The 14,290-nt window shown below is 72.1% G+C and carries 14 protein-coding genes; 7 read left to right on the top strand and 7 right to left on the bottom strand.

All coding sequences use genetic code 11. The annotated features are described in order from the left end of the window. Positions 1-147: 147 nt before the first annotated feature. From AB0C62_RS28625 to AB0C62_RS28615, 3 genes are all read left to right on the top strand, one after another. Positions 148-912, top strand: coding sequence for an SDR family oxidoreductase (locus AB0C62_RS28625; RefSeq protein WP_362977935.1), 765 nt, complete (start codon positions 148-150; stop codon positions 910-912). Further along, positions 909-2,570 carry an AMP-binding protein gene (locus tag AB0C62_RS28620; protein ID WP_362977933.1) on the top strand — a complete coding sequence of 554 codons (1,662 nt, stop codon included), beginning with the start codon at positions 909-911 and terminating at the stop codon, positions 2,568-2,570. The genes AB0C62_RS28625 and AB0C62_RS28620 overlap by 4 nt, the downstream gene beginning before the upstream one ends. A 98-nt stretch (positions 2,571-2,668) precedes the next feature. Then, positions 2,669-3,262 (top strand): TetR/AcrR family transcriptional regulator, encoded by a 594-nt coding sequence (locus AB0C62_RS28615; protein WP_355874398.1) that lies wholly within the window; start codon positions 2,669-2,671, stop codon positions 3,260-3,262. Between the two features lie 133 nt (positions 3,263-3,395). Here the strand turns inward: AB0C62_RS28615 and AB0C62_RS28610 are convergent, their stop codons facing one another. The 5 genes from AB0C62_RS28610 to AB0C62_RS28590 form a co-directional block, all read right to left on the bottom strand. After that, positions 3,396-4,610: an acyl-CoA dehydrogenase family protein gene (locus AB0C62_RS28610; RefSeq protein ID WP_362977931.1), complete on the bottom strand. Its 1,215-nt coding sequence runs from the start codon at positions 4,608-4,610 to the stop codon at positions 3,396-3,398. Positions 4,611-4,616: 6 nt separating this feature from the next. Beyond that, positions 4,617-5,639, bottom strand: coding sequence for a phosphotransferase family protein (locus tag AB0C62_RS28605; RefSeq protein WP_362977929.1), 1,023 nt, complete (start codon positions 5,637-5,639; stop codon positions 4,617-4,619). A 138-nt stretch (positions 5,640-5,777) separates the two neighbouring features. Further along, on the bottom strand, positions 5,778-6,074 hold the full coding sequence (locus tag AB0C62_RS28600) for a hypothetical protein (protein WP_362977927.1): 297 nt from the start codon (positions 6,072-6,074) through the stop codon (positions 5,778-5,780). 242 nt (positions 6,075-6,316) lie between these two features. Continuing rightward, positions 6,317-6,646: a DUF202 domain-containing protein gene (locus tag AB0C62_RS28595; RefSeq protein ID WP_362977925.1), complete on the bottom strand. Its 330-nt coding sequence runs from the start codon at positions 6,644-6,646 to the stop codon at positions 6,317-6,319. Beyond that, entirely contained in the window at positions 6,643-7,035 is a 393-nt protein-coding gene (locus tag AB0C62_RS28590) for a DUF202 domain-containing protein (protein WP_081224047.1), read from the bottom strand. The genes AB0C62_RS28595 and AB0C62_RS28590 overlap by 4 nt, the downstream gene beginning before the upstream one ends. Positions 7,036-7,100: 65 nt before the next feature. Here AB0C62_RS28590 and AB0C62_RS28585 point away from each other — a divergent pair, with 65 nt between their 5' ends. Beyond that, complete coding sequence (locus AB0C62_RS28585; RefSeq protein ID WP_362977923.1) at positions 7,101-7,910, top strand: hypothetical protein; 810 nt, start codon at positions 7,101-7,103, stop codon at positions 7,908-7,910. Here AB0C62_RS28585 and AB0C62_RS28580 read toward each other — a convergent pair. Together AB0C62_RS28580 and AB0C62_RS28575 are read right to left on the bottom strand one after the other, a co-directional pair. Then, entirely contained in the window at positions 7,885-8,400 is a 516-nt protein-coding gene (locus AB0C62_RS28580; RefSeq protein ID WP_362977921.1) for an NUDIX domain-containing protein, read from the bottom strand. The genes AB0C62_RS28585 and AB0C62_RS28580 overlap by 26 nt on opposite strands. 81 nt (positions 8,401-8,481) lie before the next feature. Then, on the bottom strand, positions 8,482-9,375 hold the full coding sequence (locus AB0C62_RS28575; RefSeq protein WP_266854607.1) for a DMT family transporter: 894 nt from the start codon (positions 9,373-9,375) through the stop codon (positions 8,482-8,484). Between the two features lie 298 nt (positions 9,376-9,673). On the opposite strand from AB0C62_RS28575, the gene AB0C62_RS28570 reads away from it, so the two are divergent. From AB0C62_RS28570 to AB0C62_RS28560, 3 genes are all read left to right on the top strand, one after another. Further along, positions 9,674-11,329 (top strand): FAD-binding dehydrogenase, encoded by a 1,656-nt coding sequence (locus AB0C62_RS28570; protein WP_362977919.1) that lies wholly within the window; start codon positions 9,674-9,676, stop codon positions 11,327-11,329. Between the two features lie 300 nt (positions 11,330-11,629). Continuing rightward, entirely contained in the window at positions 11,630-12,580 is a 951-nt protein-coding gene (locus AB0C62_RS28565) for a hypothetical protein (RefSeq protein WP_362977917.1), read from the top strand. A 41-nt stretch (positions 12,581-12,621) separates the two neighbouring features. Then, on the top strand, positions 12,622-14,187 hold the full coding sequence (locus tag AB0C62_RS28560) for an APC family permease (protein WP_362977915.1): 1,566 nt from the start codon (positions 12,622-12,624) through the stop codon (positions 14,185-14,187). The last annotated feature ends 103 nt before the right edge of the window (positions 14,188-14,290 follow it).

Below are 14,290 nucleotides of genomic sequence, written 5' to 3'. Positions count from 1 at the left end.
ACGGCGGAAGTTCGTAGACCGCCGTTCCGTTTCTCCTGTCGCGGCTCGTCACACGGGCGTCGGCACGCGCCGGAGCCCCTTCCCTAGTCACATACCGACTGGTTAGTCTGACGTGGCAGCAGAGCCGTGTCGCGTCGAAGGAGACCGATGGTGGGAGCCGTGCAGAGTGCGGGAGTGGTCGTCACCGGAGCGGGAGGTGGCATCGGAGCCGCGCTGGCCCGACGCTTCGCCGCCGAGGGGGCGCGCGTCGTCGTCAACGACCTCGACGCCGCGAAGGCGAAGGCCGTCGCGGACGAGATCGGCGGGATCGCGGTCCCCGGGGACGCGTCCCTGATCATCGAGGAGGCCCGCGACGCCCTCGACGGCACCGTGGACGTCTACTGCGCGAACGCCGGGGTCGGCTCGGGCGGTTCCGAAGCGGCCGGCGAGGCGGTCTGGGCCCTCGCCTGGGACGTCAACGTCATGGCCCATGTGCGCGCCGCCCACGCCCTCCTGCCGGACTGGCTGGAGCGCGGCAGCGGCCGGTTCGTCTCCACGGTCTCCGCCGCGGGCCTCCTCACCATGATCGGCGCCGCGCCGTACAGCGTCACCAAGCACGGCGCGTACGCCTTCGCCGAGTGGCTCTCCCTCACCTACCGCCACCGCGGGGTGAACGTGCACGCGATCTGCCCGCAGGGCGTGCGCACCGACATGCTCGCCGCCACCGGCAGCGCGGGCGACCTGGTGCTCCGGCCGACCGCCATCGAGCCCGAGGACGTCGCCGACGCCCTCATGAAGGGGATCGAGGAGAACCGCTTCCTGATCCTGCCGCACCCCGAGGTCGCCGGGTACTACCAGGCACGCGCCGCGGACCCCGACCGCTGGATGACGAACATGAACCACCTCCAGCAGAAGTGGGAGACCACCGAGTGACCAGCTATGCCGACCGGCCCTGGGTGGCCCTGCTCAACGACGCCCAGCGCGCCCCGGTGCACCCCGCCGACACCCTGGTGCACGCCCTCCGGGACGCCGTCGCGCACACCCCGGACCGCACCGCCCTCGCCTACTTCGACGGGCGGCTGAGCTACCGCGAGGTCGACGAGCTGAGCGACTCCGTCGCCGGGCACCTCTCCGGGCGCGGCCTCGGGCGGGGCGACCGGGTGGCCGTCCTGCTCCAGAACTCCCCGCAGTTCGTCCTCGCCCTGCTCGGCGCCTGGAAGGCGGGCGCGACGGTCGTACCGGTCAACCCGATGTACAAGTCGGGGGAGGTCCGGCACGTCCTGCACGACGCCGAGGTCACCGCCCTGGTCTGCTCCGACCGCGCGTGGGACACCTACCTGCGCGAGACGGCCGCCGACTCGCCCGTGCGGATCGTCCTGACCGCCTGCGAACTGGACCTCCAGACCCGGGGCGACACCCGCGTGCTGTCCTTCGAACGGCTGCCCCTCGACGCGGGCGCCGACGACCTCGTGGCCGTCGCCAGGCAGGGGCACCCCGCCCCGGAGGACCGTGACCTCGGCCCGTCCGACATCGCCCTCATCAGCTACACCTCGGGCACCAGCGGCACCCCCAAGGGGGCCACCAACACGCACGGCAACATCATGTACAACGCCGAGCGGCAGCGGACCGGGCTCGCCCTGCCCGAGGCGCCGGTGTACTTCGCGATGGCGCCGCTGTTCCACATCACCGGCATGGTCTGCCAGCTCGCCGCGTGTCTCAACAGCGAGGGCACGCTCGTCCTCGCCTACCGCTTCGAGGCGGGTGTCGTCCTCGACGCCTTCGCGGAGCACCGGCCGCTCTACACCGTGGGACCCTCCACCGCCTTCATGGCGCTGGCCGCCCACCCGTCGGCCACACCGGACCACTTCTCCTCGTTCGTGAACATCTCCTCCGGCGGTGCCCCGCTGCCGCCCGCCCTCGTCGAGAAGTTCCGCGCCGGCTTCGGCCCGTACATCCGCAACGGCTACGGACTCACCGAGTGCACCGCGCCCTGCGCCTCCGTGCCGCCCGACCTGGAGGCGCCCGTCGACCCCGTCTCGGGAACGCTGGCCGTCGGCGTGCCGGGCCCCGACTCGGTCGTCCGCATCGTCGACGACCTGGGCCAGGACGTCCCCTTCGGGGAACAGGGCGAGATCCTCGTGCGCGGGCCGCAGGTCGTGCCCGGCTACTGGCGGCGCCCCGACGCCACCGCCGAGACGTTCCCGGACGGCGAACTCCGCACCGGAGACATCGGCTTCATGGACACGGACGGCTGGCTCTACGTCGTCGACCGCAAGAAGGACATGATCAACGCGTCCGGGTTCAAGGTCTGGCCGCGCGAGGTCGAGGACGTCCTCTACACCCACCCCTCGGTCCGTGAGGCGGCCGTCGTCGGGATACCCGACGGCTACCGCGGCGAGACCGTCAAGGCCTACATCAGCCTGCGGCCGGGCGCCTCCGAGGACCCCGACGCGCTCGCCGCCTGGTGCAAGGAGAGACTGGCCGCCTACAAGTATCCGCGGCAGGTGGTGATCCTGCCCGAACTGCCGAAGACGGCGAGTGGGAAGATCCTGCGGCGGGAACTGCGTTCCCGCACGGAGGACTCCCCGTAGGTCCCCGGGCGCGACGCTTCCCGGGGACGCGGAGGTTCCCGGGAACACCCCGAGGACGACAGCGATCGACGTGAACGCACGGAAGGCAGGTGGCGGCAGTGCCCAGGACGACGGACGGTGACGGTACGCCCGTCCCGCAGCGGCTGCTGGCCGCCGCCACCCGGCTCTTCGCCGAGCAGGGCTACGACAGGACCTCCGTGCAGGAGATCGTCGAGGCGGCGGGCGTCACCAAGGGGGCGCTGTACCACTACTTCGGCTCCAAGGACGACCTGCTGCACGAGGTCTACGCGCGCGTGCTGCGCCTCCAGCAGGAGCGGCTGGACGCCTTCGCGGACTCGGACGCGCCCGTGGAGGAGCGGCTGCGGGGCGCGGCGGCCGACGTGGTCGTCACCACCATCGACAACCTCGACGACGCCTCGATCTTCTTCCGCTCCATGCACCACCTCGGCCCGGAGAAGCTCAAGCAGGTGCGCTCCGAGCGGCGGCGCTACCACGAGCGCTTCCGCGCGCTGATCGAGGAGGGCCAGAAGAAGGGCGTCTTCTCCACGGCCACCCCGGCCGACCTCGTCGTCGACTACCACTTCGGCTCGGTCCACCACCTGTCGACGTGGTACCGCCCGGACGGCCCCCTCGCCCGCCAGGAGGTGGCCGACCACCTGGCGGACCTGCTCCTGCGCGCGCTGCGTCCGTAACGAGGCGCTGTCGCCGGACGGGCCGAGAAACAGCCCGTCGGGCGATTGAGGAGCGGGGGGTCCGGGGGCAGCGCCCCCGGGAACGGGTCGGGAAGGGGCGGAGGGTGCGAAAAGAATCCCCCGCCCCGCCGCGTCACCCGTACTTCTTGATCTCCCGGTACGCCAGCGAACGCTGGTGGACCTCGTCCGGCCCGTCGGCGAGCTTCAGCGTCCGCGCACTCGCCCAGAGCTCGGCCAACGGGAAGTCCTGACTCACCCCACCCGCCCCGTGCAGCTGAACAGCCTTGTCGAGGATGTCGACGACCGTGCGCGGAGTGGCGATCTTGATGGCCTGGATCTCCGTGTGGGCCCCCTTGTTGCCGACGGTGTCCATCATCCAGGCGGTCTTCAGGACCAGCAGACGCAGCTGCTCGACGGCGACCCGCGCGTCGGCGATCCAGTTCTGCACCACGCCCTGCTGGGCCAGCGGCTTGCCGAACGCCGTACGGGACACCGCCCGCCTGCACATCAGCTCGATGGCCCGCTCGGCCATGCCGATCAGCCGCATGCAGTGGTGGATGCGGCCCGGACCGAGCCGCGCCTGCGCGATGGCGAATCCGCCGCCCTCCTCGCCCACCAGGTTGCTCACCGGGACCCGCACGTGGTCGAAGACGACCTCCGCGTGCCCGCCGTGCGAGTGGTCCTCGTAGCCGTACACCTGCATGGCACGCCGGACCTCCAGGCCCGGCGTGTCCCGCGGGACCAGGACCATCGACTGCTGGCGGCGGATGTCCGAGCCGCCCGGGTCCGTCTTGCCCATCACGATGAAGATCCGGCAGTCGGGGTTCATCGCCCCGGAGATGTACCACTTGCGGCCGGTGATGACGTACTCGTCGCCGTCCCGCTCGATCAGCGTGGTGATGTTCGTGGCGTCGGAGGACGCGACCTCGGGCTCGGTCATCGCGAACGCGGAGCGGATCTCGCCGGCCAGCAGCGGCTCCAGCCACTGCTTCCGCTGCTGCTCGTCGCCGAACTGGGTGAGCACCTCCATGTTGCCGGTGTCCGGCGCGGCGCAGTTCAGCGCGGTGGGCGCCAGGTGCGGGCTGCGGCCGGTGATCTCGGCGAGCGGCGCGTACTGGAGGTTGGTGAGCCCGGCACCGTACGCGGAGTCCGGCAGGAAGAGGTTCCACAGGCCCTGCCTGCGAGCCTCGGCCTTCAACTCACCGACCACGGCGGGGGTGTCCCACGGCGAGGCCAGCAGCGCGCGCTGCTCCTCGGCGACGGCCTCCGCCGGATAGACGTGCTCGTCCATGAAGGCGAGCAGCTTCTGGCGCAGCTCTTCGGTGCGCGCGTCGAATCCGAAGTCCATGGCGGATCAGCCTTCCTGAAGGGTGGTCAGGCCGTGCTCGATGAAGACGGGCGTCAGCTCGCCGATGCGGTCGAAGCCCGCGCCGACGGTCTGGCCCTTCGTGTAGCGGTAGTGGATGCCCTCGAGGATCACCGCGAGCTTGAACCAGGCGAACGCCGTGTACCAGGAGACCGCGGACACGTCGCGCCCCGAGCGCGCGGCGTACCGCTCGACGATCTCGGCGGCCTCCGGGTGCCCGGCGGCCGAAGCCGTGGTGCTGATGGGGGAGTTCGGAAGTTCCAGGCGCGTGCTGTACATGACGAGCAGGCCCAGGTCGGTGAGCGGATCGCCGAGAGTGGACATCTCCCAGTCCAGGATCGCCCGGATCCGGTCGTCGGGGCCGATCAGCACGTTGTCGAGCCGGTAGTCGCCGTGCACGACCGTGGCAGCGGGCGAGTCCGGCAGTTCGCGCCCGAGGGCCGCGTGCAGTTCGTCGATACCCGGCAGGTCGCGGTTGCGGGACGCGTCCAACTGCTTCCCCCAGCGCCGCAGTTGTCGGTCGAGGAAGCCTTCGGGTCGGCCGAAGTCCGCGAGCCCGACCTCGGCCGGGTCCACCGCGTGCAGTTCCACCAGGGTGTCCACCAGCCCGAGCACCGCGTCGCGCGTGCGCTCCGGGCCGAGCGGGGCGAGCTGGTCGGCGGTGCGGAAGGGCGTGCCCTCCACGAACTCCATGACGTAGAACGGCGCGCCGAGCACGGAGTCGTCCTCGCAGAGCAGAACGGGGTCCGGGACCGGCACGGCCGTCGGGTGCAGTGCGCTGATCACCCGGTGCTCGCGCTTCATGTCGTGCGCGGTCGCCAGCACATGGCCGAGCGGGGGTCGCCGTACGACCCACCGCGAGGCGCCGTCGGAGACCGCGTAGGTGAGGTTGGACCGTCCGCCCTCGATCAGCCGGCCGGTCAGCGGGCCGTTCACCAGCCCGGGCCGCTCGCGGTCGAGCAGGTCACGCAACCGGTCGAGATCGAGACCTGGCGGGTGGTCCGGACTCATCTTTGCTCCTCAGCGCACGGAAACAGGTGGTGACCATGATGCCGACCAGTCGGTATGTCGTCCACCCGCTGTGCGAAACGTGATCGGCGTCTCCCCGGGGAGTCCGGAGCCGGGGGAGACGCCGTCGCGGCGCAGAGGTCAGTGGTCGTCCCAGTGGCCCTCGTGCTCGGCGTGCCGGTGGCCCTCGTGCAGGTAGTCGACGTGGTCGCCGTGCGGGACCGCCGGGTGTCCGCAGCCCTCGCCGTGCTGGTGGGAGTGGGCCTCGTGCGCCACGTGGCCGCTCTGCTCGCACTCGTCCCAGTGACCCGCGTGCTCGCGGTGCAGGTGCCCGTCGTGCGCGTAGTCGACGTGGTCCCCGTGCCGCAGCTGGGCGTGACCGCAGTCCGGGCCGTGGGCGTGCTGGTGGGTGGGGTGTTCCTGATGAAGCGTGGTCATCGTGCTCACCTTCGGCCGGCGTGGAGTGGGTGGTCCGTCCGCCTCCTGAGCGGGGCGGAACGACACCCCAGGCTATCGCCGCGAAGGGGTGCATATTGGATCATTGATGCTCATTTCGGAGCCTGTGGCGTCCGAGGGCCCGGGAGCGTCCGCGCCGCATCGCGTGCGCCCAACGGGTCCCGAGACCGCGTACGCCCCGAGCTCCCGCAGGTGCGGAACCGGCCCGGTCCGGACGGCAGGCCCTAGAACACCAAGGCGACCGCGCACACCGCCAGGACGAGGGTGCACGCCGCGGTGGCCGCCGCGTGCCGGGGGGCGAGGACGGCGGGGCCGGCGGGGCCCGCGAGGGCCAGCGTCCGGATGCGGTGGTGGGCGAGCGCGAGGAAGCACAGCCACAGCGCGCAGGCGACCGCGCACGCCACGATCCCCGCCGCCGAGTCCCTGTCCTGAAGCGCGGCTTTCGCGGCGAGCACGGCGACGACGGTGCCGGAGAGGGTCGTACGCCGCCAGGCCAGCCGGGTGCGTTCCGGCTGGAGACCGGGGTCCCGCTCCTCGCGCGCCGGCGGGGTCATCCGGCCCAGCCGGCGAGCACCACGACGATCATCGCGACCGCGACGACCGCCACGGCGATGCTCAGCACCGCCGGGAACCCCGACACCGGCAGATCCTCGCCGCGCCGCATCGCCCGCTCGCAGCGCACCCAGTGGTTGACGGCCCGCAGGGAGCAGAGCACCCCCGCCGCCAGCAGCGCCAGAGCGAGGCCCGCACGCCAGGCCCAGCGCAGGTCCGGCAGGAACTGGTCCACCGCGAAGCCCCCGCCGATCAGCGCGAGCGCGGTGCGCAGCCAGGCCAGAAAGGTCCGCTCGTTGGCCAGGGAGAACCGGTAGTCCGGTGTCCCGCCCTCCTCCCGGATCTGCCGGGGCGCGAACCACAGCCGGACATTGCGTACGAGTTCGATCACGCCCAGGACCCTACCGGGAGCCCGCCACGCCCCGGTGTCGGTGCCGCCCGCTACCGTCCGGGGCCATGGACGATTCCCCGCCCCCCGGCTGCGCCCCGCCCGGGTTCACCGTCGCCCCGGCCGAGCACCTGCTGCGCCTCCCCGGGTTCTGGCCCGCCTACTACGGGCCCACCTGGGATGACTTCGCGGACGAGCCGGAGCTGTTCGGGGCGGACGGCGCGGACGTCGACGCGGCCGCGGACGCGCTGTACGGGACGGTGGACCCCTGGCCGGCGTACCGGCTCCCCCTGGCGGGCGGCCACGTCCTGTGGATCGTGCACAGCAACCATCCGGACGACTCCGGCACGGACTACCTGATCACCCATCCCGCGTGGTCCCGCCCCGGCCACCTGGCCTCGATCGAGGGGCACTTCAGCGGGCCCGGGCTGTCCTGGCCCGAACTGCTGGCGGTCGCCGGCTCCGCCCCGCCCGGCGCCGAGGGCGTGCTCGACGCGGGCACGCGGCTGCTGCTGTTGCTCCCGGCGTTCGGCGACGCGGACGTGCCGCCCGAGGAGGCGGTGGAGCGGATCGCCGACGCGCTCACCGCGGCCGGAATGGCCGCCGACGCGGCGTCGGCCGCCGCCGGCCGCTTCCTGGACCACCCCTTCTGGGACGGACCCACCTGGACGACGCAGGGCGGGAGCCCGCTCGGCGGCACCACCGCGGAGCCGAGCCCGCTCCCGCTGTGCGACGGACCGCACAGCCCCCGCACCGTCCGGCTCGCCCAGGGCATCACCGCGGACCAGGAGCGTGCCCTGGCCGCCGCGCTCACCGGTCGGCACCACGCGGTGCGCCCGGACGGGCGGATCCTCAGCCCATCGCCCGGTAGTCCTTGAGCCGCTCGTGGGCCGCGAGGCCGTCGGGCACCCAGGTCCAGTCCGCCAGCCTCGCCTCCACCTCCTCGTCGGTGAGGAAGTCGTGCCAGGCGACCTCCTCCACCTGCGGCTCCACCGGAAGGTCGCAGAGGACCTCGTAGACGGCGGACCACCACGCCCGGCCGGCCCCGTCGTCGTACAGGAACCGGAAGAGGGGGGTCGGACGGGGGAGCCCGGAGACGCCGAGTTCCTCCTCGGCCTCGCGCAGCGCGGCGTCGTCGTAGGACTCGCCGGCGCCGACGACCCCGCCGACGAACATGTCGTAGAAGGAGGGGAACACCAGCTTGGTCGGGGTACGCCGGTGGACGAAGACCCGGCCCTCGGCGTCCCGGGCCTGGATGAACACGCACCGATGGCGCAGTCCGCGCTCGTACGCCTCCCCGCGCGAGGACTGCCCGATGACCTGGTCGTTCTCGTCCACGATGTCGAGGATCTCGTCAGCGGCACTCATGCGACCCATCCAAGCAGCCGCTGAGGGCCGACGGAGGGTGCCGCGGTGGGGGAGGGGCGCCCGTGTCCCCGGCGGGCGGCGTCAGTGCGGCTGGAGGTCCCGCGAGTGCTCCGGCTCGGCGGTGCCCGAGGGCATCGCCGGGTGCATCCCGAGCAGGATGATCCCCGCCACGACCCCGGCGAGCCCCGCGGCCTGCCAGGCGAGGGCGCCCACGTCGGTACGGAGCTGGTCGCCGAGAAAACCCACCCCGCAGGCGATGCCGGCCAGCGGCTGGGCCGCGGTGAGCGCGGGCAGCGACATCCGCAGCGGAGCGGTCTCGAAGGCGCTCTGGACCAGGATCAGCCCCGTGACGCCGAGGACGAGCACCGTGTACGGCTGCCAGCCGGTGAGCAGCTCGGACCAGCCGCCGTCGCCGAACCGCTGGCCGCTCACCCGGGTGAGCGCGTCCTGCAGGCCGTACAGCAGGCCGGCGGCGGTGGCGAGCAGCACCGGTCCCGCGCTGAGCCGGGAGCGTTTCGCGTAGGCGGTGAGCAGCAGGGCGAGCCCGACCACGATCCCGATGATCAGCCAGTGCCGCAGCGGATCGTCGATCGCCTCGCCGCCCTGCGGCTGCCCGGCGACGATGAACGCCGAGACCCCGCCCGCGAGCAGGATGAGCCCGGCCCAGCCCTGTCGGCCCAGCGGCTGCTTGGTCTGGTGGCGGGAGAGCGCCAGCGCGAAGAGGAGGTTCGTGGCGAGGAGCGGCTCCACCAGGGAGACCTCGCCCTTGCCCAGCGCGATCGCGCCGAGCACCATGCCGCACACCATGAGCCCGATGCCGCCCAGCCAGCGCGGGACCCGGACGAGGTCCAGCAGGATGCGGGGGGAGAGGAAGTCGCTCAGCGGGGCGTGCGAGGCGGCGTTCTGCTGGAGCACGAAGCCGAAGCCCAGACAGCAGGCCGCGCTCACCGCGAGGACCAGAACGAGAACCGACACGCTGGGTACCTCGATACATCGGGGTCGGGGGGCCACGGTGCGTTTCCCGCCGACTTTAGTGCCATGGGCCGGGGCCTGCTCCGGGAGTCCCGAGAACCAGGCGGTTGACTCGGTCACCTTTCTTGCCGAAGGATCTGACCGATCAGTAACAACGGCTGGTCGCCCGTCGTGGCCGACCACCACATCTCCAATGTCTCATCAACCAGCGACGCTGCCGATCGGTTCGTGACAAACGTCATCAAGTCGTCCCCGGGCGCCGATCCGATCCGACCAGTCGGAATGCCGAGAGGACGGGCCCATGGCCTACGACGCAGATGTGATCGTCATCGGAGCGGGCCTTGCGGGGCTCGCGGCGACCGCGGAGCTCGTCGACGCGGGCCGCAAGGTGATCCTCCTCGACCAGGAGCCCGAGCAGTCGATCGGCGGCCAGGCGCACTGGTCGTTCGGCGGGCTCTTCTTCGTCGACTCGCCCGAGCAGCGCCGCCTGCGGATCAAGGACAGCCACGCCCTCGCCCTCCAGGACTGGATGGGCACGGCCGGCTTCGACCGTCCGGAGGACCACTGGCCGCGGCGCTGGGCCGAGGCGTACGTCGACTTCGCGGCCGGCGAGAAGCGGTCCTGGCTGCACGGCCAGGGCGTGCGCTTCTTCCCGGTGGTCGGCTGGGCCGAACGCGGCGGCTACGACGCCACCGGGCACGGCAACTCCGTCCCGCGCTTCCACATCACCTGGGGGACCGGACCCGGCCTCGTCGCGCCCTTCGAACGCCGGGTGCGCGAGGGTGTCGCCCGCGGCCTCGTCGAGCTGCGGTTCCGCCACCGGGTCACCGGCCTGTCCCGTAGCGCCGGCTCCGTCGACACCGTCACCGGCGAGGTCCTGGAGCCGTCCGGCGTCGAGCGCGGCCAGGCCAGCAGCCGCGACGTCACCGGCGCCTTCGAGCTCCGGGCCCAGGCCGTGATCGTCACCTCCGGGGGCATCGGCGGCAACCACGACCTCGTCCGCGCCAACTGGCCGGAGCGCCTCGGCACCCCGCCCGAGCGGATGATCTCCGGTGTGCCCGCACACGTCGACGGCGCGATGCTCGGGATCGCCGAGGAGGCGGGCGCCCGCCTCATCAACCGCGACCGCATGTGGCACTACACCGAGGGCATCCAGAACTGGAACCCCATCTGGGACAAGCACGGCATCCGCATCCTGCCGGGACCGTCCTCCCTCTGGCTCGACGCGCGCGGGAACCGGCTGCCGGTCCCGCTCTTCCCCGGCTTCGACACGCTCGGCACCCTCGAACACATCATGCGCACCGGCCACGACTACACCTGGTTCGTGCTCGACCAGAAGATCATCGGCAAGGAGTTCGCGCTCTCCGGCTCGGAGCAGAACCCCGACCTGACCGGCAAGTCGATCCGCGACGTCATCGGGCGTGCCCGCGCCGAAGTGCCCGCCCCGGTGAAGGCGTTCATGGACCACGGCGCCGACTTCGTCGTGGAGAAGGACCTCGCAGCCCTGGTGCGCGGGATGAACGCGCTCACCAAGGAGCCGCTGATCGACGAGGCCGCATTGCGCCGCGAGATCGTGGCGCGCGACCGGGAGATCGCGAACCCGTTCACCAAGGACCTCCAGGTCATGTCCATCCGCGGGGCCCGCAAGTACCTGGGGGACAAGCTGATCCGCACCGCGAGCCCGCACCGCATCCTCGACCCCAAGGCGGGTCCGCTGATCGCCGTCCGCCTCAACATCCTCACCCGCAAGACCCTCGGCGGCCTGGAGACCGACCTGTCCTCGCGCGTGCTGACCGAGGGTGGCGACGTGCTGGAGGGCGTGTACGCGGCCGGTGAGGCCGCCGGGTTCGGCGGCGGTGGTGTGCACGGATACCGGTCCCTGGAGGGCACGTTCCTCGGTGGCTGCCTCTTCTCCGGCCGGACGGCGGGACGCGCGGCGGCCGAGGCGCTCCGCTGAGCGCGGGCCCGCGCGGTGGGCCGAGGGAAAGACCGGGGGACGGGTCGAGCGGAAGCCCGCGCGGTGAGCCGAGTGTGCGGACTTCCCCAGGGGCCCGACGTCGACGGAGGTCGGACATCGAGGGACGTCCGACCTCCCGAGGACGCTTCGGGACGATGGGGGCGGTGAGGGTCAACTTCACCGCACGCCCCGCCAGTTGACACGTGTAGCGACTTGGCCGGCTCTTGACTTGAACTCTGGCTGAGGGTTTGCTGTCCGTGATCACTCTCTGACGAACCGCGCCTGTGAGGTTGAGCAGCGGTGTCACCACCCCCGCCACCCCTGGGCCGCGGCCGCAAGCGTGCGGCCCAGTCGTTCGACGCCGCCCTCGACGACGCCGAACTCGTCGCCGCCCGCGCCTCGTTGAGCCAGGGCCGGTGGACCGCCGTCCGCGCCCTGCTCGCCGGGACCGGCGAGGACTGGGACCGCCGCGGACACCGCCTCACCGTTCTCGCACAGGAGTCCGCCACCCTCGCCTGGGCCCGTGACTGGCAGCTCGCCGAACCGGAGTCCCCCGACGCGGCCGTCCTGCTCGGCTGCGCCACCGTCGAGCGTGCCCTGAACGGCAAGGAACGCCCCGAGCGCGCCCGCGACGCCTGCCGGGCGGCGGCGGTGCTCGCCCCCGCCGACCCCACGCCCTGGCTCGGCCTGCTCCTTCTGGAGCGCTCGCTCGGCGCCGAGGAGGACGTCGTCCGGCTCTTCGACGAGGTGCGCCACCGGCACGCCGACCACCACCACGCGCACCACCTGATGGTCGCCCGGCTCGCCGAACGCCGTGCCACCGCGGGCCAGGACCCGCTGCACGAGGTGTACGACTTCGCCAACTGGGCCGCCGAGCAGGCCCCGGCCGACTCGCCGCTCGCGATCCTCCCGGTCGTCGCGCACGCCGAGCGCTTCCGGGTGCTCGCCGCCGCCGGGACCGAACCCGCCGATCCGGTCGCCTCCGGGCACTGGGTCGGACGCCGGGCCCGGCAGGTGATGAAGGCCGCCTTCGACTGGTGGCTGGAGTGGGAGCGCGACGACCACCCGCGGCGTCTCGTCGACCTCAACTTCCTTGCCCACGCCAAGGTCTGCGAGGGCCGGGGCGCGGAGGCCGCCGCCCTGTTCCACCGCATCGGCGAGCACCCCACCCCGGCTCCGTGGTCCTACCCGGACCGCGATCCGTACACAGCCTTCCGTACCGCGCGCGACAGCGCGCTCGGCACGGTCTGAACGCCCCCCGACGACCAGACATCCGAAAGGACGACCCCGCGATGACGACGGGCAGTTCGAGCACATCGAGTACGTCGAGCACGGGAAGACCGGCCGCCGACGAGGCCGGCATCAGCACCTTCAAGGGACAGGACCGCGCCCTGCGCGCAGGCCGCCTCGGCACGGGGGGTCTGCTGCTGTCCGTCCTCGCGGCGACCGCCCCCCTCATGGTGGTCGCGGGTGTCATGCCCACCACATTCGCGGTGATGGGCATCGTCGGACAGCCGCTGCTCTTCGTCATCCTCGGTGTCGTCCTGGTGCTCTTCAGCGTCGGGTACGCCGAGATGAGCCGGCACGTCCACAACGCGGGCGCCTTCTACGCGTACATCTCCCGCGGACTCGGCGGCACTCCCGGCGCCGCCGCGGCGGCGGTCGCCCTGGTCGCCTACAGCGCGCTCCAGGTCGGCATCTACGGGCTCTTCGGCTTCGAGGTCTCCGGCCTGTTCGCCACCTACCTCGACACCGAACTCGTCTGGTGGATACCGGCGCTGGCCGCCGTGCTCGTCGTCGGCGCGCTGGCCTGGCTGAAGATCGACGTCAACGCCTGGGTGCTCGGCGTGCTGCTGGTCATCGAGGTGGCGCTCGTCGTCGTCTTCGACATCGCGGCCGTCGCGGATCCCGCCAAGCAGGGTCTGTCGCTGCACGCGTTCAACCCGGACACCCTCACCGGAGCGGGCGTCGGCACCGCGCTGTGCTTCTGCATCGCGGCCTTCACCGGCTTCGAACAGGCGCCGGTCTACGCGGAGGAGACGAGCCGCCCGCACATCCTGGTCCCGCGCGTCATGTTCCTCGCGATCGGCTTCGTCGCCGTCTTCTTCGCCATCAGCTCCTGGGCGCTGACGGTGGCCACCGGACCCTCCGCGATCGTCGGGACCTCCCAGAAGCAGAGCGCCGGACTGCTGTTCTTCCTCACCGAGTCACGGCTCGGCACCACGTTCACCGACGTCCTGCACGTGCTCTTCGTGACGGGCATGTTCGCCGCGCTGCTCAGCTTCCACAACGTCGTCTCGCGGTACGCCTTCGCCATGGGCCGCGAGGGACTGCTGCCCGCCGCCTTCGGCCGGACCACGGAGTCCAGCGGGGCCCCCGGCACCGGCTCGCTCCTGCACACCGTGGTCTCCCTGGTCGTGGTCGGCGGCTTCGCGCTGGCCGACGACAAGCCGACCGGCGACCCGACCGCCCCCGTGCTGCACCTCTTCACCTGGGGCGGCAACGTCGGGGCGCTCGGTGTCATCCTCCTGATGGCGGCCGCCTCGCTGTCGGTGATCGTGTTCTTCGTCCGCCGCGGCGCCGCCCGCGCCCAGGCCTGGCGCCTGGCCACCTCCGCCGTCGCCGGCGTCGCCCTGCTCGTCATCGTGGTCTACACCGTCAAGGACTTCGACGTCCTCGTCGGCGCCGGTCCGGGATCCACCCTCAGCTGGCTGCTGCCCGCCGTCATCGGGGCGGCCGCGGTCGTCGGACTGGTCCAGGGGCTCGTGCTGCGTTCCCGCAAGCCCGAGGCACACGCCCGGATCGGCCTCGGCAACGAGGCGTTCCAGTTGGACAAGGCGGCCGAGTCCACCTCCTGAGGCGGCCCGCGCGTCCTGTTCGGAGCCCCGGGCTTCGAACAGGACGTGAGAAGAGATGACGGAACGCTGACGAGCACCCGCCACCGCTGGCTTTTTGGGGGTC

This window comes from Streptomyces sp. NPDC048643, from assembly GCF_040650615.1.
Classification (GTDB): domain Bacteria; phylum Actinomycetota; class Actinomycetes; order Streptomycetales; family Streptomycetaceae; genus Streptomyces.
This window is presented reverse-complemented; position numbering and strand designations above follow the sequence as displayed.

Bases quoted from the DNA above. Each gene is read 5' to 3' on its own strand.
- AB0C62_RS28625 (WP_362977935.1), top strand. From the start codon at position 148: ATGGTGGGAGCCGTGCAGAGTGCGGGAGTGGTCGTCACCGGAGCGGGA.
- AB0C62_RS28610 (WP_362977931.1), bottom strand. From the start codon at position 4,610: ATGGACTTCGGATTCGACGCGCGCACCGAAGAGCTGCGCCAGAAGCTG.
- AB0C62_RS28605 (WP_362977929.1), bottom strand. From the start codon at position 5,639: ATGAGTCCGGACCACCCGCCAGGTCTCGATCTCGACCGGTTGCGTGAC.
- AB0C62_RS28600 (WP_362977927.1), bottom strand. From the start codon at position 6,074: ATGACCACGCTTCATCAGGAACACCCCACCCACCAGCACGCCCACGGC.
- AB0C62_RS28595 (WP_362977925.1), bottom strand. From the start codon at position 6,646: ATGACCCCGCCGGCGCGCGAGGAGCGGGACCCCGGTCTCCAGCCGGAA.
- AB0C62_RS28585 (WP_362977923.1), top strand. From the start codon at position 7,101: ATGGACGATTCCCCGCCCCCCGGCTGCGCCCCGCCCGGGTTCACCGTC.
- AB0C62_RS28580 (WP_362977921.1), bottom strand. From the start codon at position 8,400: ATGAGTGCCGCTGACGAGATCCTCGACATCGTGGACGAGAACGACCAG.
- AB0C62_RS28570 (WP_362977919.1), top strand. From the start codon at position 9,674: ATGGCCTACGACGCAGATGTGATCGTCATCGGAGCGGGCCTTGCGGGG.
- AB0C62_RS28560 (WP_362977915.1), top strand. From the start codon at position 12,622: ATGACGACGGGCAGTTCGAGCACATCGAGTACGTCGAGCACGGGAAGA.